Here is a 19,911-nt window from a genome sequence, read left to right on the forward strand (position 1 = left end):
ATGACGACAATTCATACCGTGGCGGTGATTGGCAGCGGCATCATGGGGGCCGGGATCGCCGAAGTGGCGGCCAGCTACGGCCATCCGGTGCTGGTGTATGACATCAATGCCGACGCGATTTGCCGCGCCATCGACGGGATGCGCACCCGGCTTGAGTCCCGCGTGGCGGGCGGCAAGCTGAGCGCTCAGGCGAGCGAGCAGACGCTCCAGCGCCTGATGCCGGTGACCGATATTCACGCCCTGGCGGCGGCCGACCTGGTGATCGAAGCCGCTTCCGAGCAGATGGCGGTCAAAAAAGCGCTCTTTGCCCAGCTGGCGGAGATCTGCCCGGCCAAAACGCTGCTGACCAGCAATACCTCCTCTATTTCCATTACCGCCATTGCCGCCGACCTGCGCCACCCCGAGCGCGTGGCCGGGCTGCACTTCTTTAACCCGGCCCCGGTGATGAAGCTGGTGGAGGTGGTGAGCGGGCTGGCGACCTCCGGGGAAGTGGTGGAACAGCTGAGCCAGCTGGCGGTGAACTGGGGTAAACAGCCGGTGCGCTGCCAGTCCACCCCGGGCTTTATCGTCAACCGCGTGGCGCGTCCGTACTATGCCGAAGCCTGGCGGGCCCTGGAAGAGCAGGTTGCCGCCCCGGAAGTTATCGACGCCGCGCTGCGCGACGGCGCGGGCTTCCCGATGGGGCCGCTGGAGCTGACCGACATGATAGGCCAGGACGTCAACTTCGCCGTCACCTGTTCGGTATTCAACGCCTTCTGGCAGGAGCGCCGTTTTCTGCCGTCGCTGGTGCAGCAGGAGCTGGTCCTGGCCGGGCGCTTCGGCAGGAAGAGCGGGCAGGGCGTCTACAGCTGGCGCAGCGAGAAGCCTGCCGTGAACTGGCTGGAGCCCGTCAGCGATACCTACAGTGCGATGCAGGTCCAGCGGAGAAGTGACGGTGTCACCGAAATTGACGGCCTGCTGCTGATCGAGACCCAGGGCGAGACCGCCCAGGCGCTGGCGAACCGTTACGGCCAGCCGGTGGTGGTGTGCGATCGTCAGGAAGGGGATGTCGCCGTCATTGCGGCTGCGGCCAGCAATCCGGCCTCCGCCACCCTGAAAGCGGTGTGGCACCTGCAACAGCAGGGCAAGCGCGTCCTGCAGGTGGCCGATTATCCCGGCCTGCTGATCTGGCGCACGGTGGCGATGATCGTCAACGAAGCGCTCGATGCCCTGCAAAAAGGGGTTGCCAGTGAACAGGATATCGATACCGCCATGCGCCTCGGGGTGAACTACCCGCGTGGCCCGCTGGCCTGGGGAGAACAGCTTGGCTGGCAGCGTCTGCTGCGCCTGCTGGAAAACCTGCAACGCCACTACGGTGAAGAACGCTATCGCCCGTCATCCCTGCTGCGCCAGCGTGCGCTTCTGGAGAGTAGCTATGAGTCATAACGCCTGGCGCAACGCCCGCGCCATGTATGAAAACGACGCCTGCGCCCAGGCCTATGGCATCGACATTATTGAGATGGATGAGGGCATGGCAGTACTGACCATGACCGTCACGCCGCAGATGCTCAACGGCCACAAAAGCTGCCACGGCGGCCAGCTGTTTACCCTTGCCGACACCGCCTTCGCCTACGCCTGCAACAGCCAGGGGCTGGCGGCGGTGGCCTCGGGCTGCACCATCGATTTTGTGCGTCCGGCCTTTGCCCACGACAGGCTCACCGCCACCGCGCAGGTGCGCCATCAGGGGAAACAGACCGGCGTGTACGACATTGAAATTGTTAACCAACAGCAGAAAACCGTTGCCCTGTTCCGTGGGAAATCCCACCGCATCGGCGGCACTATTACAGGAGAAGCATAATGCGTGACGCCTTTATTTGTGACGGGATCCGTACCCCCATCGGCCGCTATGCCGGGGCATTGTCCGGCGTGCGCGCGGACGATCTGGGCGCTATCCCGCTGCGCGAGCTGCTGGTGCGTAACCCGGGGCTGGACGCGGAACGTATTGATGACGTGATTTTTGGCTGCGCCAACCAGGCGGGGGAGGACAACCGCAACGTGGCGCGAATGTCCCTGCTGCTGGCCGGGCTGCCGCAGACCGTCTCCGGCACTACGCTGAACCGCCTGTGCGGCTCCGGCCTCGATGCGCTGGGCTTTGCCGCCCGCGCCATTCGTGCCGGTGATGGCGACCTGATGATTGCCGGTGGCGTGGAGTCGATGTCCCGCGCGCCCTTCGTGATGGGCAAAGCCACCAGCGCCTTCCAGCGTCAGAATGAGATTTTTGATACCACCATCGGCTGGCGTTTTGTGAACCCGCTTATGGCCCAGCAATTCGGTTCTGACAGCATGCCGGAAACGGCAGAGAATGTAGCAGAATTGTTACGGATTTCCCGCGAGGACCAGGACGCCTTTGCTTATCGCAGCCAGCAGCGCACCGCCCAGGCCCAGGCCAACGGCATCCTGGCCCAGGAGATCGTCCCGGTGATGATTAAAGGCAAAAAAGGGGCAGTGACCGAAGTCATGCATGACGAGCATCTGCGCCCGGACACCACCCTGGAGATGCTGGCCGGGCTGAAAGCGCCGTTCCGCGCCGGGGGCGTAGTCACCGCGGGCAACGCGTCCGGCGTGAACGACGGTGCCGCGGCGCTGATTATCGCCAGCGAAGAGATGGCCGCAGCGCAGGGCTTAACGCCGCGTACCCGCATCGTGGCGATGGCGACTGCCGGTGTTGAACCGCGCCTGATGGGGCTGGGCCCGGTGCCTGCCACCCGCCGCGTGCTGGAGCGTGCCGGTCTGAGCATCAACGATATGGACGTTATCGAACTGAACGAAGCCTTTGCTTCGCAGGCGCTGGGCGTACTGCGCGAGCTGGGGCTGCCGGACGATGCTCCCCATGTGAACCCTAACGGGGGCGCCATTGCCCTGGGCCATCCGCTGGGAATGAGCGGGGCCCGTCTGGCGCTGGCCGCCAGCAACGAGCTGCATCGTCGTAAAGGGCGCTATGCGCTCTGCACGATGTGCATTGGTGTCGGTCAGGGCATTGCCATGATCCTTGAGCGTGTCTGAACAATTATAAAAAGTGAGTACCCTACAATGACAATCACAATGACAGCAGCGACAACGACAACGACAGCGGCCACTCAGCTTGACCCGATCGAAACCGCCTCCCTGGATGAGCTGCAGGCCCTGCAAACCCAGCGCATGAAGTGGACGCTGGAACACGCCTATAACAACGTCCCGATGTACAAACGCAAGTTTGATGCGGCGGGGGTCCACCCTGACGATTTCAAAGAGCTCGCGGATATTCGCAAGTTCCCGTGCACCACCAAACAGGATCTGCGTGACAACTATCCGTTCGACACCTTCGCGGTGCCGATGGAGCAGGTGGTGCGTATTCATGCCTCCTCGGGCACCACCGGGAAACCGACCGTGGTCGGCTACACGCAAAACGATATTGATAACTGGGCCAACATTGTGGCTCGCTCCCTGCGCGCCGCCGGTGGCAGTGCGAAGGACAAAATCCACGTCGCCTACGGCTATGGCCTGTTCACCGGCGGGCTGGGTGCTCACTACGGGGCCGAGCGGTTAGGCGCGACGGTGATCCCGATGTCCGGCGGTCAGACCGAGAAACAGGCCCAGCTGATCCGCGATTTCCAGCCGGACATGATCATGGTGACGCCATCCTACTGCCTGAACCTGATCGAAGAGCTTGAGCGCCAGATGGGCGGCGATGCCAGCCAGTGCTCCCTGCGCGTCGGCGTCTTTGGCGCCGAGCCCTGGACCCTGGCGATGCGCCGCGAAATCGAGAAGCGCCTTGGGATCACCGCGCTCGACATCTACGGCCTGTCCGAAGTGATGGGCCCGGGCGTGGCGATGGAGTGTATCGAAACCGCCGACGGCCCGACCATCTGGGAAGATCACTTCTACCCGGAGATCGTCAACCCGAACGACGGCACGCCGCTGGCCGACGGTGAGCAGGGCGAACTGCTGTTCACCACCCTGACCAAAGAGGCGCTGCCGGTGATCCGCTACCGCACCCGCGACCTGACCCGCCTGCTGCCGGGCACCGCCCGCACCATGCGCAGGATGGATCGCATCAGCGGTCGCAGCGATGACATGCTGATCATCCGAGGCGTAAACGTCTTCCCGTCCCAGCTGGAAGAGGAGATCGTCAAGTTCGAACATCTGTCGCCGCACTACCAGCTGGAAGTGAATCGCCGGGGCCATCTTGATTCGCTTTCGGTGAAGGTGGAGCTGAAAGAGAGCAGCCTGACGCTGACCCACGAACAGCGTTGCCATGTGTGCCATGAGCTGCGCCACCGCATCAAATCGATGGTGGGGATCTCCACCGACGTAACCATTGTGAACTGCGGCAGCATCCCGCGTTCCGAAGGCAAAGCCTGCCGCGTCTTCGACCTGCGCAAGGCCGCCGCCAACGGCTAACCGCCGCCTGCTGACCCTCTCCGTATTGGGGAGGGTCAGGCTTTTGGCGCTATGCTATGATTCATCCGGAATAATAATCACAACAGAATGAATCACATGAGTAAACTCGACGCCTTTATTCAGCACGCGGTCAGCTCCGTTCCCGTCAGCGGCACGTCGTTGATCTCCTCCTTGTACGGTGATGCGCTCTCCCATCGCGGCGGGGAAGTCTGGCTGGGTAGCCTGGCGGCCCTGCTGGAAGGGATGGGATTTGGCGAGCGCTTCGTGCGCACCGCGCTGTTCCGCCTGAACAAGGAGGGCTGGCTGGATGTGATCCGCATCGGCAGACGCAGCTTTTACCGGCTAAGCGACAAAGGGCTGCGCTTGACCCGGCGGGCAGAGGCGAAAATTTATCGCGCCGAGCTTCCGGCCTGGGACGGCAAATGGCTGCTGCTGCTGTCCGAAGGGATGGACAAAGCCACGCTGGCGGATGTGAAAAAACAGCTCATCTGGCAGGGCTTCGGCACTCTGGGGCCCAGCCTGATGGCTTCGCCGTCGCAACAGCTGGCGGACGTACAGACCCTGCTGCACGAGGCGGGCGTGGCCGAGAACGTGATCTGCTTTGAGGCGCACTCGCCGCTGGCGCTTTCCCGCGCCGCGCTGCGCTCGCGGGTGGAGGAGTGCTGGCAGCTCAGCGAGCAGAACGTCATGTATGAAACCTTCATCGACTCGTTCCGGCCGCTGCTGCCGCTGCTGCGTGAAGCCACCCCGGAGGAGCTGACGCCGGAACGCTGCTTCCAGATCCAGCTTTTACTGATCCATTTTTACCGCCGGGTGGTGCTCAAGGACCCGCTCCTGCCGGAAGAGTTACTCCCATCGCACTGGGCAGGCCAGACGGCCCGCCAGCTGTGCATCAACATTTATCAGCGCGTGGCGCCAGGCGCGCTGGCGTTTGTCAGTGATAAAGGGGAGACCAGCGTTGGCGAACTGCCATCGCCGGGCTCTTCATACTGGCAACGCTTCGGCGGCCTGACGCCTGCGTAAAGGAGGTAATGTGCCTGTATATCAAATCGATGGGATGACCCCGGTCGTTCCGCCAGAGAGTTATGTCCACCCGACCGCGGTGCTGATTGGCGATGTGATCCTCGGCAAGGGCGTCTACGTGGGGCCCAACGCCAGCCTGCGCGGTGATTTTGGCCGTATTGTGGTGAAGGACGGGGCCAATATTCAGGATAACTGCATCATGCACGGTTTCCCGGAACAGGACACGGTGGTGGAGGAAGAGGGGCACATCGGTCATGGTGCCATTCTGCATGGCTGCATCATCCGCCGGAATGCGCTGGTGGGGATGAATGCGGTGATCATCGACGGGGCGGTGATTGGCGAAAACAGCATTGTCGGCGCCGCCGCGTTTGTGAAAGCGAAAGCGGAAATGCCAGCCGACCATCTGATCATCGGCAGCCCGGCCAAAGCGATTCGCGTCCTGAGCGAGCAGGAAAAAGAGTGGAAGAAGCAGGGCACCCGGGAGTATCAGACGCTGGTTGAACGTTGCAAACAGACGATGCACCAGGTCGAGCCGCTGCACGAGGTGGAGCCGGATCGTAAGCGGCTGGTGTTTGATGAGAATCTGCGCCCGAAATCGTCCAGCTGAGCGGCTAAACGCCTTCCCAAACGAGATCGCGATCACGTAATTATCTGTTTTAATGATATTAAACAATAAAATATAACAGTGCGTGATTCGGGTGTTGACAGTGCATCTATAATGAGTAAATTAGAACTCAGCACCGGAGAGAAATAAATGCTTAACGGTGCGGTAATAAAGCAGTAATGAGATGCGATAAAGGCCACGAAGTAGTGTAGTTTGGGTCCTGGTAATAAGTAAACGCCAGTGTGAACACGCTTTCAGGCCATGCAGTAAATCAGTACGATCGCATGATGGGGAAGTCAACGCGATGATGTAAGGCCTTGTTTCAAAGAGTAATGGTCGCGATCCGGGGACGTAAGTATGGCGTTAAGAATATCGCGACGCAATTAAGGCAACGCATCAAGAGTATATATCGCGTGGGTGATGTACACGACAGGACATGATGTTATTTCACATACTTATCAGAGGAGGTAGCGTTAACTTGTTTTATCGGTAATCCTGTGAGAATACGTACATCTTTGAAGTTGTAGTGTGTAATTAAGTTGATGAATGTTAATTATTAATTTGGTAGTACCCTAAAAGCCCCGGCAATATAGCGCTGGGGCTTTTTCATTTCTGCTGCGGTATTTCCCGCTCCGCTTTGCTGGCGTAAAAACGACCATTTAATGTGCAGCCAGTTCGTAAAAGAATGCGGGGTTCGCCTGGATAGTGGCCAGTACTTTTGCCGCAAGGCCGGTTGGGTTACGCCGTCTGGATTCCCAGCTTTTGATGGTATCGACGCTGGTGCCCAGCGCTTTTGCCATTTCCGCCTGGGAAACGTTAAGCTGCTCTCTGATCGCTTTGACATCGGCAATCTCATAGCGGGTAACGCGGGCAGGGGCTTTGGTGCCGTTTTTGATGTCGACTGCCTCTTCCAGGGACGTTTTCAGCTCGTCAAAAAAATTCATTTTAGACCTCGTTTTTCAGTAAGGTTGTCAGCTTTTTTAGTTCAGCCTTTTCCGCATCAGTCAGATTCTCTTTGGCGCTTTTCGGATAAGCGAGCACCAGCCAGATAATCTCCCGTGTCGCCAGGAGGTAAATCACCCTGGCGCTACCGCTTTTCCCCTGAGTACCCGTTGCCATCCGGACTTTTCGCAGCCCACCGGTATGCTGGATGACATCACCTTTGTCCGGAAATGCAATCAGCTCTCTCTGTAGCGCCAGGAGTTCATCATCTGTAGCAATCTGTTTGATCTGCCGTGTAAACAGTGATGTCTCGATAAATTCTATTGAATGGCACACGATTCTCACTCCATGTAAGGTACCATGTACACCTTTTAGTGTACATAGTACAGGTCCATAAATATTTTGCTGTCAGAGCTTGAGTCAACTCAAATGACCTCTGCTACTCGTCGGCATTGTATGAAGTGTGGGGATATAGTGCTGAAAAGCGTGCTGATTCTACGAGGCGTCTCGTAAAGATGAGGGGAAGGCAGGGGGAATAAAAAACTCCCACCGGGCGGTGGGAGTGGGAAATCTTATGCAGCCACCAGGCTGTCGATCGCGGCTTTCGCGTCGTTCTGCGCTTTGGTCGCCACTTCCGGACCGTAAGCGATACCTTCAGCGAACACGAAGTTCACGTCGGTGATGCCGATAAAGCCCAGGAACACGGACAGGTACGGGGCAATCAGGTCGGTTGGGGTATCTTTGTGAATACCGCCGCGGCTGGAGAGCACAATTGCACGTTTACCGGTCACCAGGCCTTCAGGGCCTTTCTCGGTGTAGCGGAAGGTTACGCCAGCGCGCGCCACCAGGTCGAAGTAGTTTTTCAGCTGGGTCGGGATGTTGAAGTTGTACATCGGGGCGTTAATCACGATCACGTCGTGCGCTTTCAGCTCGGCAATCAGCTCATCGGACAGCGCCAGCGCTTCCTGCTGACGTGGGGTCAGTGGCGCATCGCTCGGACGCAGGGCACCAACCAGTTCACCATCCAGTACCGGGATTGGCTGAGCGGCCAGATCGCGGACGGTGATTTCGTCACCGCTGTGCTGTTCACGCCACTGCTCAACGAAATAATCAGACAGCTGACCAGACTGAGAGTACCCTGCCAGAATACTGGATTTAAGAACTAATACTTTGCTCATGGGTGATTCCTTTTTTGTATTTGATGAGGGGGGTTGCCCCGTTGCTTGCTGACACTCTATTCACAATCCTGTCGCAGGGATAGCGCAATATATCGAAGCCTATGTTCGAATTTTTTGAATAAGGCGCAAAAACCACCGATGTGGTACTCTATATCAATCATTAAAAAGAGATTTTATCCGGCAGTGCACTGCCCGTTAACGCTATGACAGAACAACAGAAATTAACCTTCCCGATGCTGATGCAACAGCTGGAATCGCTGATGCTGCGTGACAAACAGCGGTTTGCCCGCCGTCTGCACGGGGTCAAGAAGGTTAAAAATCCTGATGCACAACAGGCTATCTACCAGGAGATGGCGAAAGAGATCGAACAGGCGGCGGGTAAGGTCGTGCTGCGCGAAGCCGCGCGTCCGGCGATTACCTATCCGGAAAACCTGCCCGTCAGCCAGAAGAAACAGGAAATTCTCGAAGCCGTGCGCGACCACCAGGTGGTGATTGTGGCGGGGGAGACCGGCTCCGGTAAAACCACCCAGCTGCCGAAAATCTGTATGGAGCTGGGGCGCGGGATCAAAGGCCTGATCGGCCATACCCAGCCGCGGCGTCTGGCGGCACGTACCGTGGCGAACCGTATTGCCGAAGAGCTGCAAACCGAGCCGGGCGGCTGTATCGGCTATAAGGTGCGCTTCAGCGATCACGTCAGCGACAACACCATGGTCAAGCTGATGACCGACGGGATCCTGCTGGCCGAAATTCAGCAGGACCGTCTGCTGATGCAGTACGACACCATCATCATCGATGAAGCGCACGAGCGCAGCCTGAACATCGACTTCCTGCTGGGTTATCTGCGGGAACTGCTGCCGCGTCGCCCGGATCTGAAAGTGATCATCACCTCGGCCACCATCGACCCGGAACGTTTTTCGCGCCACTTTAACAATGCGCCGATCATCGAAGTCTCCGGTCGTACCTATCCGGTAGAGGTGCGTTATCGCCCGATGGTCGAAGACGCCGACGATACCGAGCGCGACCAGCTACAGGCCATCTTCGACGCGGTGGACGAGCTGGGGAACGAAAGCCCGGGCGATATTCTGATCTTTATGAGCGGCGAACGCGAAATCCGCGATACCGCCGACGCGCTGAGCAAGCGCGACCTGCGCCATACCGAGATCCTGCCGCTGTATGCCCGTCTGTCTAACAGCGAGCAGAACCGCGTGTTCCAGTCCCACAGCGGCCGCCGCATCGTGCTGGCGACCAACGTGGCGGAAACCTCGCTGACCGTACCGGGCATTAAATATGTCATCGACCCCGGCACGGCGCGTATCAGCCGCTACAGCTACCGCACCAAAGTGCAGCGCCTGCCGATTGAGCCGGTGTCCCAGGCCTCCGCCAACCAGCGTAAAGGCCGCTGCGGCCGCGTCTCGGAAGGGATCTGTATTCGTCTCTATTCGGAAGACGATTTCCTGTCGCGTCCGGAATTTACCGACCCGGAAATTCTGCGTACCAACCTGGCATCGGTCATCCTGCAGATGACCGCGCTGGGGCTGGGCGACATCGCCGCCTTCCCGTTCGTCGAAGCGCCGGATAAACGCAATATCCAGGACGGCGTCCGCCTGCTGGAAGAGCTGGGGGCCATCACCACCGACGAGCAGGCCACCGCCTACAAGCTGACCCCGCAGGGTCGTCAGCTCAGCCAGCTGCCGGTGGACCCGCGTCTGGCGCGGATGGTGCTGGAGGCGCAAAAACACGGCTGCGTGCGTGAGGCGATGATCATCACCTCGGCGCTCTCCATCCAGGATCCGCGCGAACGCCCGATGGACAAGCAGCAGGCCTCCGACGAGAAGCACCGCCGCTTCCATGACAAAGAGTCCGACTTCCTCGCCTTTGTGAACCTCTGGAACTACATCGGCGAACAGCAGAAAGCCCTGTCGTCGAACCAGTTCCGCCGCCAGTGCAAGCTCGATTTCCTCAACTACCTGCGGGTGCGCGAGTGGCAGGATATCTATACCCAGCTGCGTCAGGTGGTGAAGGAGCTGGGCATTCCGGTGAACAGCGAGCCGGCGGAGTATCGCGAAATTCACATCGCGCTGCTGACCGGTCTGCTGTCGCATATCGGGATGAAAGATGCCGATAAGCAGGAGTTTACCGGCGCGCGTAACGCCCGTTTCTCCATCTTCCCGGGCTCCGGTTTGTTCAAAAAGCCGCCGAAGTGGACGATGGTGGCCGAGCTGGTGGAGACCAGCCGCCTGTGGGGCCGCATTGCCGCGCGCATCGATCCGGAGTGGGTCGAGCCGGTGGCCCAGCATCTGCTGAAACGCTCGTACAGTGAACCGCACTGGGAGCGTGCCCAGGGCGCGGTGATGGCGACCGAGAAGGTCACCGTCTACGGCCTGCCGGTCGTTGCCGCGCGTAAGGTCAACTACAGCCAGATCGACCCTGTGCTGTCACGCGAGCTGTTTATCCGCCACGCGTTGGTGGAGGGCGACTGGCAGACCCGTCACGCCTTCTTCCGGGAAAACCTGAAGCTGCGCAGCGAAGTGGAAGAGCTGGAGCACAAAACCCGTCGTCGCGACATCCTGGTGGATGACGAGACGCTGTTTGAGTTTTACGACCAGCGCATCAGCCACGATGTGGTGTCGGCCCGCCACTTCGACAGCTGGTGGAAAAAGGTCAGCCGCGAAACCCCGGATCTGCTCAACTTTGAAAAGAGCATGTTGATCAAAGAGGGGGCGGAGCAGGTCAGCAAGCTCGATTACCCGAACTTCTGGCATCAGGGCAATCTCAAGCTGCGCCTGAGCTACCAGTTTGAACCGGGCACCGATGCCGACGGCGTGACCGTTCACATTCCGCTTCCGCTGCTCAACCAGGTGGAAGAGAGCGGTTTTGAGTGGCAAATTCCCGGCCTGCGCCGGGAGCTGATTATTGCCCTGATCAAATCCCTGCCGAAGCCGGTGCGCCGCAACTTTGTTCCTGCGCCGAACTACGCCGAGGCGTTTTTAGGCCGCGTGACCCCGCTGGAGCTGCCGCTGCTGGATTCGCTGGAGCGGGAGCTGCGCCGGATGACGGGCGTGACTATCGACCGGGAGGACTGGCACTGGGATCAGGTGCCCGATCACCTGAAAATCAGCTTCCGCGTTGTGGACGAGAAGAACAAGAAATTGCAGGAAGGGCGCTCCCTCACCGAGCTGAAAGAGGCGCTTAAAGGCAAAGTGCAGGAGACCCTCTCTGCCGTGGCCGACGACGGTATCGAGCAGAGCGGGCTGCATATCTGGAGCTTTGGTCAACTGCCGGAAAGCTACGAGCAGAAGCGCGGCAACTACAAGGTGAAAGCCTGGCCGGCGCTGGTGGACGAGCGCGACAGCGTGGCGATCAAGCTGTTTGATAACCCGCAGGAGCAGCAGCAGGCGATGTGGCGCGGGCTGCGCCGTTTACTGCTGTTGAACATCCCGTCGCCGATCAAGTATCTGCACGAGAAGCTGCCGAACAAAGCCAAGCTGGGCCTCTACTTTAACCCGTACGGCAAGGTGCTGGATCTGATCGACGACTGCATCTCCTGCGGCGTGGACCAGCTCATCAACGCCGCAGGCGGCCCGGTGTGGACCGAAGAGGGCTTTGCGAAGCTGCACGACAGGGTGCGCGCCGAGCTTAACGAGACGGTGGTCAACATTGCGAAGCAGGTGGAACAGATTCTCACCGCGGTGTTCAATATCAACAAACGCCTGAAAGGGCGGGTGGATATGACCATGGCGCTGGGGCTGTCGGACGTCAAGGCCCAGATGGCCGGGCTGGTCTATCGCGGGTTTGTCACCGGCAACGGCTACAAGCGGTTAGGGGATACCCTGCGCTATCTGCAGGCGATTGAAAAACGGCTGGAGAAAATGGCCATCGATCCGCACCGCGACCGGGCGCAGATGCTGAAGGTAGAGAGCGTGCAGCAGCGCTGGCAGCAGTGGCTGAACAAGCTGCCACCCGCCCGTCGTGATGACGAAGACGTGCAGGAGATCCGCTGGATGATCGAAGAGCTGCGCGTCAGCTTCTTTGCCCAGCAGCTGGGAACGCCGTATCCCATCTCCGACAAACGTATTTTGCAGGCGATGGAGCAGATCTCAGCCTAAAACCATGCCCGGTGGCGCTGCGCTTACCGGGCCTACGAAACCTGTAGGCCGGGCAAGCGAATGCGCCGCCCGGCTGTTGCTACCCGTTCACAATCGCCAGCGTAAACCCATCCCACCCCTTCACGCCCACCGTCTGCAACGCCGTCGCGGTGAGACGCGGGTTATCCCCGATCATCTCGATAAACCGCCGCACGCCGTGCACCCGGGCATCATCGCTCTGGCCGTTAATCACCTCCCCGTCGCGCACCACGTTGTCACCGATAATCAACGTTCCCGGCCGGGAGTAGTGCAGGGCCCACTCCAGATAGCCCGGATTATTCGGCTTGTCGGCATCGATAAAGATCAGATCGAAGGGTGGGATGTTGTCGAAGCGTTCGAGGGAGAGCAGGGCCGGGCCTTCGATCAGCTCGATACGCGAATCCAGCCCCGCCAGATGGATATTCTGGCGCGCAACCTTCGCGTGCACCGGATCGGCCTCGAGAGTTACCAACTGCCCGTCCGGCGGCAGGGCGCGCGCCATCCAGATGCTGCTGTAGGCCCCCAGGGTGCCAATCTCCAGAATGCGCCTGGCCTGGGTCATGCGTACAAACAGCGCCAGCAGCTGGCCCTGATTGGCGGCGACGTCGTGCGCCGGTAAACCGGCGCGCTGGTTATTCTCAAGCACCTGCTGGAGGACCTCATCCTGAGGAATGAGCTCGGAAATCATGTAATTATCTACGGCAGACCACTGTTGTTGCATAGATTGACCCCTTAGTGAGAGCTTTGCCCGGCGGCGCTACGCTTGCGCGGGCCTAAGATCCTGTAGGCCCGGTAAGCGTAGCGCCACCGGGCATGTTTTCAGACCATCCACCCCCCAGCGCCTTATACAGATCGATCTGTGCCAGCAGCAGGTTATTTTTCGCCTGCACCACGCTGGTCTGCACCGAGAACAGCGTGCGCTGGGCGTCCAGCACGTCCAGATAGGACGAATAGCCGTTGTTATAGCGGTTCTGCGCGATCCGCAGCGTCTCCTGGGCGACCGCCTGCTGCGCCACCAGCTCGGTCAGCTGCTCGCCGTAGCGGGTGATGGCATCCAGGCTGTCGTTGACCTCTTTAAAGGCGTTGCGCACGGTTTTTTCATAGCTGTAGAGCGCCTGGTTACGCTGCGACTGGCCGATATCCACCTGGGCGTTCAGCGCCTGACGGTTCAGCAGCGGGGCCAGAATACTGCCGCCGATGCTCCACAGCTCCAGCGGGTTGTCCAGCAGGCCGGGCAGAGTGCGATCCTGAATCGATCCGGTGGCGGTCAGGTTGATCGACGGCAGCAGGCTGGCGCGCGAGGCCGCAAGCGTAGCATCGGCGGCGATCAGCTGGCGTTCCGCCTGCACAATATCCGGACGGCGATTAAGGAGCGATGAGGGCAGCTGCGACGGGATACGCAGCGGGGTCAGGGTGTCGAAATCCGCGCTACGGGCGATGGCCCCGGGGTTGCCCCCCAGCAGCAGGGTCAGGGCGTTCTCCTGACGGGCTATCTGATTCTGCACCTGCGGGATCTGCGCCCGCGTCGAGCGCAGCTCGGAGTCGGACTGCATCAGCTCCAGACGCGAGCTGTACCCGGTCTGATACTGCCGTTGCGCCAGGTTAAAGGCCTCTTCCCGCGCTTTGAGGGTCGACTGCGTCACCCGGAGCTGCTCGTCCAGGGCCAGCAGAGTGACATAACCCGAGGCTACCGAGGAGGCCACCGTCAGATCTGCCGCGGCGGCGGCGGCTTTTTGCGCCTCGAGGGTCGCCTGAGCGGCATCGGCGGTGCGGCGGTTCACGCCCCAGATGTCCACGTCATAGCTGGCGGTCAGGCTGCCTTTGTACAGTGCGCCATAGGTGGGCAAACCGGTGGCCGCCGACTGGGAGCGGGCGCGACCGGCATTCAGATCGGCCTCCAGGGTCGGAAACAGGTTACTGTCGCTGGCATACACCCGGGCCTGATACTCGTTGATCCGCTCCCGGGCGATCAGCACGTCGCTGTTGTTGCGCAGGGCCTGATCGACATAGTGATTGAGCTGGCTGTCGTGAAAGTTGCGCCACCACTGCTGCTCTGCCGGGCTGGCGGGGCCGGTGCTGGCCCGCCACTGGGCGGGGATCTGCAATGTCGGTTTTGCCGGGGCGACATCCACCGACTGGCAGGCGCTGAGGACGGAGGTAATCAGCAGGGCGGTGAGCGGGCGGCGGATCATTCTGCCTCCCGGGTATCAATCGTCACCTGTACCGACATCCCCGGACGCAGCCGCGCCGCGTCCTCCGCCTTGCCCAGCACCTCGATGCGCACCGGAATGCGCTGGGCAATCTTGACGAAGTTCCCCGTGGCGTTATCCGGGGTAATGGCGCTGAACTCCACCCCGGTGGCGGGGGAAATGCTCTGCACCCGGCCTTCATAGGCTCTGTCGTTCAGGGCGTCGACGGTGAATTTCACCGGCTGGCCGACGCGCAGGTTCGCCAGCTGGGTCTCCTTGATATTGGCGATCACCCAGTGCTGCGGCGGCACCAGGGTAGTGAGGTGGGTTCCGGCCGTCACATAGGCACCTAAGCGCACGGCGATCTGTCCGAGCTGGCCGTCACGCGGGGCAACGATGCGGGTGTTCTGCAGGTCGATCTGGGCCAGCTCCAGGGCCGCCTTCGCGTTCTCGACGTCGGCCTCCAGCGCGGCGCGGTTGACGATAGCGGTTTGCAGATCCTGGCGCGACATCTCCAGGGTGGCTTTGGCCTGATCGATATCGGCGCTGCCCTGAGCGGCGCTCGCCAGGGCGGCATCCCGCTCGCGGATGGACAGCGAGCCGTCGGCGGTAAGGTCCTTCACGCGTTTTAAGTCGGCCTGGGTTTTCTGGCTCTGCGCGCGGGCGTTTTTCAGCGCCGCCTCGTTACGCTGGATCACCGCCTCGGCGCTTTTGCGCTGTTGCAGGTTGTTATTCAGGGTGGCGATTTTCATCGCCAGCTGGGCTTCAGCCTGGTGCACCCGCTGGCGGTAGATACGGTCGTCGATCTGCAGCAGCAGGTCGCCTTTCTTCACCTGCTCAAAATCCTGCACCTTCACTTCGGTGATATAGCCGTTGACCTGCGGGCTGATAAAGGTGGTCTGGCCGCGCACGTAGGCGTTATCGGTGAACTGAACGTGACGGGTAAAGGGCGGCAGCTGCCAGGCGTAGAGGATCACCAGCACGCCAACGATGCCGATCGCGGCGGCGGCGAACACCGACACCACGCGCAGATTATTACGGGTATTGGCCTGCTCTCTGGAGGCATCCTGCTGACTCATAACCACTCCTGATAAAACACATTAATCATTATTATTTATAACCGTTATTGACTGCCGGTGGCCTTTTTCAGCGCCAGACGGGCAGTGATGCGCAGCCGCAGCAAGCGCCATATAATCCAGACCAGCGTGGCGGTGGCAATGCCAGCCGTCAGAAGATAAGTATCGTTGTAAGCGAGAATATTTGCCTCCAGCGTGCTGGCGTTCTGCAGCTGGAGCGCCGACTGGGTGCTCAGCAGGGCGCTGTCGCCAATCTGGCTCCGGTACATCTGGCTGTAGATCTGCAACCGCTCATTCACCAGCGGATTGAGGCTGGTGAGCTGCTCGGCCAGCAGACCGGAGTGGTACTTCTCGCGCCAGGTCTGAAAGGTGCCGAGAATGGCAGAACCCAGCAGACCACCGATGTTCTGGCTCATGCCGAACAGCACCGAAAAACTGACCAGATTACGCGGATCGGCAACCACGCCGCCAATTCCGGCCAGCATCGCCGGGGCGAGGAAGAAGGCGCTGCCGAACCCGAGCAGGAACTGGCTCAGCATCAGCTGATCCGGGCGGGTGAGGCTGGTGGACTGGCTGTCGAGCAGCGAGGCAATAATCATCAGCACCAGCGAGGTGATAATCGGCCAGGCGAGTTTGGTTGGTTTGATGGTCAGGCAGCTGGCGGCGATGCCGCAGACGATCCCGGCAAAAATCGACCACGCCAGATGAGTCATCTGTTCATTCTGCAGGCCGACATACTGCAGCCAGCCGATCACCCCGGTGTTCTGTTCCGCCAGCACGATGCGGATCAGCAGCATGATCAACCCCAGGCGCACAATGCTGCCGCTGGAGAGCCAGCGGGTGTTGAGCAGCGGGTTGCTGCGGTTATGTTCAAACACAATCGCCGAGACAATCAGCACCAGCGAGCCCGCCAGCGACCAGCCGATCCACGGCGCTTCAAACCACCAGTCGAGCCGTCCCAGCGACAGCACCGCGCACAGCAGCGCCATCCCCGGGGCCAGCAGGATAAAGGTGATGAAATCTTTCTTCTCGAATACCTTGCGCCGGTCACCAGGGGGCAGCTTGAGGGCGATCACGCAGCCCAGCGAGATCAGCGCCAGGCCCAGTTCAAACAGGTAGAGCCCGCGCCACTCGTCCAGCTGCAGCAGTTCGGTGGAGAACAGCCGCGCAATGGGGATCGCCAGCGACGAACCGGTGATGCCGATGGTCAGGGCCTTCAGACGATGTTTCGCCGGCCAGGCCTGGATCTGATAGTAGATCCCCAGCGAGCTGAGGGCCGCAGCCACCATCCCGTGGGCGGCGCGCACCATCAGGGCCGAGCTGAGATCGTTGACGAACAGGTGAAAGAAGGTCACCAGCACATAGAGCACCAGAAAGCCTTCGGTGAAGGCGCGCAGGCCAAACTGCTGGCGAAACTTCACCAGCAGCAGGTTTATCGACACGTTGGTCATCACGTACACCGCCGGCAGCCAGGCGATCTCGGTGGACCAGGCGGAGAAGGTGCCCTGCAAATTTTGCAGGTTGGCCGCGACCATCGCATTGCCCAGCGCCCCGGTCAGACAGACCAGCAGACCCACCACCCCGTAGGCGATGCGCTTCGGGGTGCTGTGCAGGGGGGTGGACGGGGAGCCTAACAGCATTGGCTTTTCGTGAGGCTGCCACTCGCGAGGAGCATAGGGGTCGCGCTGGGGCAGGCGCATAACGATAATTACCTATAGTTTTTGTAAATAGTTAGTGGGCTAATGATTCTACGTCTGACGCAAAGTCTGTTTCAAGTGAATATGATCATGCGAGGTTACGCAAATGTGAGCGAAAATATTTCAGAGGGATCCTCTGTTAACCAGTAGCCTATGCGTTACTCTGAGCTTACTTGCTGGAAGGAGGTAACGATGAGTCTCACAATCTTCCCGTCTCTGCCCGATAAAACGCTGGCCGCGGTCAATACCGTCGGGGCCTGGCTCGCTGAAGATAACCTGCCCTACAATCCGCCCGCGCTGCAGCCGGATCTGGTGGTGCTGGCCGGTAATGCGGTGATCCCCTCCATCGACGCGGCCTGTCGTCTGGCGTCGTCGCTCGCTATCCCCTTGCTGATCAGCGGCGGCATCGGCCATTCAACCACCTTTTTATACGCCGCCATTGCGCGACACCCGCGCTATAACAGGGTGCGCACCACCGGCAAAGCCGAAGCCACTATCCTTGCGGAGATCGCCCGGGAGTTCTGGCATATTCCGCCCGAGCGCCTGCTGGTGGAAGATCAGTCCACCAACTGCGGTGAAAATGCCCGTTTCAGCGCCGCGACGATCCAGCATCATCAGCTGCGGGTGAAACGTGGGATTGTGGTGCAGGATCCGACCATGCAGCGCCGCACTATGGCAACCTTTGCCCGGGTCTGGCGCGATAAGCCGGATGCCCCGGAATGGACCAGCCATCCCGGCATCGTACCGCAGCTGCAGAACAGCGAGGAGGGGCTGGTGTTCCGCGGCGGCGGCGAGGGGCTGTGGCCGGTAGAACGCTATCTGTCGCTGGTGCTGGGTGAACTTCCTCGCCTGCGCGATGACATTAATGGCTATGGCCCGCTTGGCCGCGATTTCATCGTCCATGTCGATATTCCCGCTGAGGTAGAGGCCGCCTGGCAGATCCTGCGTAACGACGTCATTCTCACCGAAGCGCTGGTCAGCCGCTCCCTGCTGTAACCCATTGCCCGTTTGCGATGACTTTCCCGCAAACGGGCAGCCTTTGTTGTCGAATTGTGATTTTTTCCTCCTGCTGACCCGTTTCTTTTATGAGATGTCTCACAAAAACAGCGCGATAGGCTGTGATTACGGGTCGGGAACTGTAGTTTTTAACAATAATTTTACTTGTTAAAAACAGTGCAATTACAGGAGCAGGTCATGACAGTACCCGTACAACATCCTATGTATATCGATGGACAGTTTGTAGCCTGGCAGGGTGATGCCTGGATTGATGTGATCAACCCGGCCACCGAAGAGGTCATTTCCCGTATTCCCGACGGCAGCGCTGAAGATGCCCGCAAGGCCATCGACGCCGCCGAGCGCGCTCAGGCCGACTGGGAGGCGCTGCCCGCTATCCAGCGCGCGGGCTGGCTGCGTAAAATCTCCGCCGGCATTCGTGAACGCGCCAGCGAAATCAGCGCCCTGATCGTGGCCGAAGGCGGCAAAATTCAGCAGCTCGCGGAGGTGGAAGTGGCGTTCACCGCCGACTATCTCGACTATATGGCCGAGTGGGCGCGTCGCTACGAAGGTGAGATTATCCAGAGCGATCGTCCGGGCGAAAACATCCTGCTGTTCAAACGGGCGCTTGGCGTGACCACCGGTATTCTGCCGTGGAACTTCCCGTTCTTCCTGATCGCCCGCAAGCTGGGCCCGGCGCTGCTGACCGGCAACACCATCGTTATTAAGCCGAGCGAGTTCACCCCGAACAACGCTATCGCCTTTGCCAAAATCGTTGACGAGATTGGTCTGCCAAAAGGGGTCTTTAACCTGGTGCTGGGCCGCGGTGAAACCGTAGGTCAGGAGCTGGCGGGTAACCCGAAAGTGGCGCTGGTCAGCGCAGCAGCGGCATCTTGCCTGTGTATCATAACTCTTTGCGTGTATGCGTATTATGTTGTATATCTCATATTTTTTTGCGGAATTGTACTGTTACAGCGACGACTCCGCACTAGCGTGTGTCACCTGGCGTTCGTTTTTGCTCCGCGACATATAACAGCAAGACAGCCTATGGCGGGAAGATGGTGGATGATGGTGTAATGTGACGTGGCGTAACGTGGTGTGTGTGGAATCTTTATTATATCATCAGCGTATGCGGCGGTGGCTAACATCGTCATTGTTGCTTGGCATTTTTGGCGGCCTTCATGTGGCAGACGTATACCACACCTTTACCACTTTTTTTCTTGGCGTTGTCGCATACATGTCACATCTACGTTTTTTTATTTATATTTATGGTGGTGGCGACGTGGCGGCGGCGTCATCACTCCGCGCGGCGACGTTGCATCGTGATGGATATCATCGCCAAAGGGGCTCTCATAGCGCTCGTTGTGGCTCGGTGGTGTTCGTGGCATGCAGATGGTGGGCGTTTCCGTCCGGTGGACGAGGATCAGTAACGACAACGATAATGGTGATCGATCCAGGTTCCGCCCGAGATCTGAACGTGGCGATGAAAGCCATCAAAGGGCTTAAGTTCGGTGAAACCTACATCAACCGCGAGAACTTTGAAGCGATGCAGGGCTTCCACGCGGGCTGGCGTAAATCCGGGATCGGCGGAGCGGATGGCAAACACGGTCTGCATGAGTACCTGCAGACCCAGTTGGTCTATTTGCAGTCCTGATAAAAACGCCGG

General features: G+C 59.8%; 15 protein-coding genes and 2 pseudogenes. 10 read left to right on the forward strand and 7 right to left on the reverse strand.

Going from position 1 to position 19,911, the window contains the following annotated elements:
• The 6 genes from paaH (at position 1) to paaY (ending at position 6,049) form a co-directional block, all read left to right on the forward strand.
• Entirely contained in the window at positions 1-1,425 is a 1,425-nt protein-coding gene (gene paaH, locus LRS40_RS17770) for a 3-hydroxyacyl-CoA dehydrogenase PaaH (RefSeq protein WP_231312222.1), read from the forward strand.
• Positions 1,415-1,837 (forward strand): hydroxyphenylacetyl-CoA thioesterase PaaI, encoded by a 423-nt coding sequence (paaI, locus tag LRS40_RS17775; RefSeq protein WP_156263921.1) that lies wholly within the window; start codon positions 1,415-1,417, stop codon positions 1,835-1,837. The genes paaH and paaI overlap by 11 nt, the downstream gene beginning before the upstream one ends.
• The gene (gene pcaF, locus LRS40_RS17780; protein ID WP_231312223.1) at positions 1,837-3,042 is read left to right on the forward strand and encodes a 3-oxoadipyl-CoA thiolase; all 1,206 of its coding nucleotides are present in this window, start codon (positions 1,837-1,839) and stop codon (positions 3,040-3,042) included. The genes paaI and pcaF overlap by 1 nt, the downstream gene beginning before the upstream one ends.
• A 39-nt stretch (positions 3,043-3,081) precedes the next feature.
• Positions 3,082-4,419: a phenylacetate--CoA ligase PaaK gene (gene paaK, locus LRS40_RS17785; RefSeq protein ID WP_231312224.1), complete on the forward strand. Its 1,338-nt coding sequence runs from the start codon at positions 3,082-3,084 to the stop codon at positions 4,417-4,419.
• 87 nt (positions 4,420-4,506) lie between these two features.
• Positions 4,507-5,442: a phenylacetic acid degradation operon negative regulatory protein PaaX gene (gene paaX, locus LRS40_RS17790; RefSeq protein ID WP_231312225.1), complete on the forward strand. Its 936-nt coding sequence runs from the start codon at positions 4,507-4,509 to the stop codon at positions 5,440-5,442.
• A 10-nt stretch (positions 5,443-5,452) separates the two neighbouring features.
• Positions 5,453-6,049, forward strand: a complete 597-nt coding sequence (paaY, locus tag LRS40_RS17795; RefSeq protein WP_142489662.1) for a phenylacetic acid degradation protein PaaY — start codon at positions 5,453-5,455, stop codon at positions 6,047-6,049.
• A 656-nt stretch (positions 6,050-6,705) separates the two neighbouring features.
• Here paaY and nadS read toward each other — a convergent pair.
• The 3 genes from nadS to azoR all read right to left on the reverse strand — a co-directional run bounded on the left by nadS (position 6,706) and on the right by azoR (position 8,166).
• Positions 6,706-6,990, reverse strand: coding sequence for a NadS family protein (gene nadS / locus LRS40_RS17800; RefSeq protein WP_142489661.1), 285 nt, complete (start codon positions 6,988-6,990; stop codon positions 6,706-6,708).
• Position 6,991: 1 nt separating this feature from the next.
• Complete coding sequence (locus tag LRS40_RS17805; protein WP_156263917.1) at positions 6,992-7,324, reverse strand: type II toxin-antitoxin system RelE/ParE family toxin; 333 nt, start codon at positions 7,322-7,324, stop codon at positions 6,992-6,994.
• 236 nt (positions 7,325-7,560) lie between these two features.
• Positions 7,561-8,166 carry an FMN-dependent NADH-azoreductase gene (gene azoR / locus LRS40_RS17810; protein ID WP_142489659.1) on the reverse strand — a complete coding sequence of 202 codons (606 nt, stop codon included), beginning with the start codon at positions 8,164-8,166 and terminating at the stop codon, positions 7,561-7,563.
• 203 nt (positions 8,167-8,369) lie between these two features.
• Here azoR and hrpA point away from each other — a divergent pair, with 203 nt between their 5' ends.
• Entirely contained in the window at positions 8,370-12,272 is a 3,903-nt protein-coding gene (hrpA, locus tag LRS40_RS17815) for an ATP-dependent RNA helicase HrpA (RefSeq protein WP_231312226.1), read from the forward strand.
• 79 nt (positions 12,273-12,351) lie between these two features.
• Here hrpA and LRS40_RS17820 read toward each other — a convergent pair whose 3' ends face one another.
• The 4 genes from LRS40_RS17820 to LRS40_RS17835 are packed head-to-tail and all read right to left on the reverse strand — an operon-like array spanning position 12,352 to position 17,255.
• Positions 12,352-13,011, reverse strand: coding sequence for an O-methyltransferase (locus tag LRS40_RS17820; RefSeq protein ID WP_231312227.1), 660 nt, complete (start codon positions 13,009-13,011; stop codon positions 12,352-12,354).
• 52 nt (positions 13,012-13,063) lie between these two features.
• On the reverse strand, positions 13,064-14,482 hold the full coding sequence (locus LRS40_RS17825) for an efflux transporter outer membrane subunit (protein ID WP_231312228.1): 1,419 nt from the start codon (positions 14,480-14,482) through the stop codon (positions 13,064-13,066).
• Positions 14,479-15,558 (reverse strand): HlyD family secretion protein, encoded by a 1,080-nt coding sequence (locus tag LRS40_RS17830; protein ID WP_142489655.1) that lies wholly within the window; start codon positions 15,556-15,558, stop codon positions 14,479-14,481. Before LRS40_RS17830 ends, LRS40_RS17825 begins: the two co-directional genes overlap by 4 nt.
• Before the next feature lie 44 nt (positions 15,559-15,602).
• Positions 15,603-17,255 carry an MFS transporter gene (locus LRS40_RS17835; protein ID WP_370462874.1) on the reverse strand — a complete coding sequence of 551 codons (1,653 nt, stop codon included), beginning with the start codon at positions 17,253-17,255 and terminating at the stop codon, positions 15,603-15,605.
• 189 nt (positions 17,256-17,444) lie between these two features.
• On the opposite strand from LRS40_RS17835, the gene LRS40_RS17840 reads away from it, so the two are divergent.
• The 3 genes and pseudogenes from LRS40_RS17840 to LRS40_RS17850 all read left to right on the forward strand — a co-directional run.
• Positions 17,445-18,248, forward strand: a complete 804-nt coding sequence (locus LRS40_RS17840) for a YdcF family protein (RefSeq protein WP_231312229.1) — start codon at positions 17,445-17,447, stop codon at positions 18,246-18,248.
• Between the two features lie 198 nt (positions 18,249-18,446).
• A pseudogene (locus LRS40_RS17845) lies at positions 18,447-19,125 on the forward strand (aldehyde dehydrogenase family protein); the annotation flags it as partial.
• 588 nt (positions 19,126-19,713) lie between these two features.
• A pseudogene (locus LRS40_RS17850) lies at positions 19,714-19,899 on the forward strand (aldehyde dehydrogenase family protein); the annotation flags it as partial.
• Positions 19,900-19,911: the final 12 nt, after the last annotated feature.

Origin of the sequence: Leclercia sp. G3L, from assembly GCF_021117075.1 — a bacterium.
GTDB classification, from domain to species: domain Bacteria; phylum Pseudomonadota; class Gammaproteobacteria; order Enterobacterales; family Enterobacteriaceae; genus Enterobacter; species Enterobacter adecarboxylatus_C.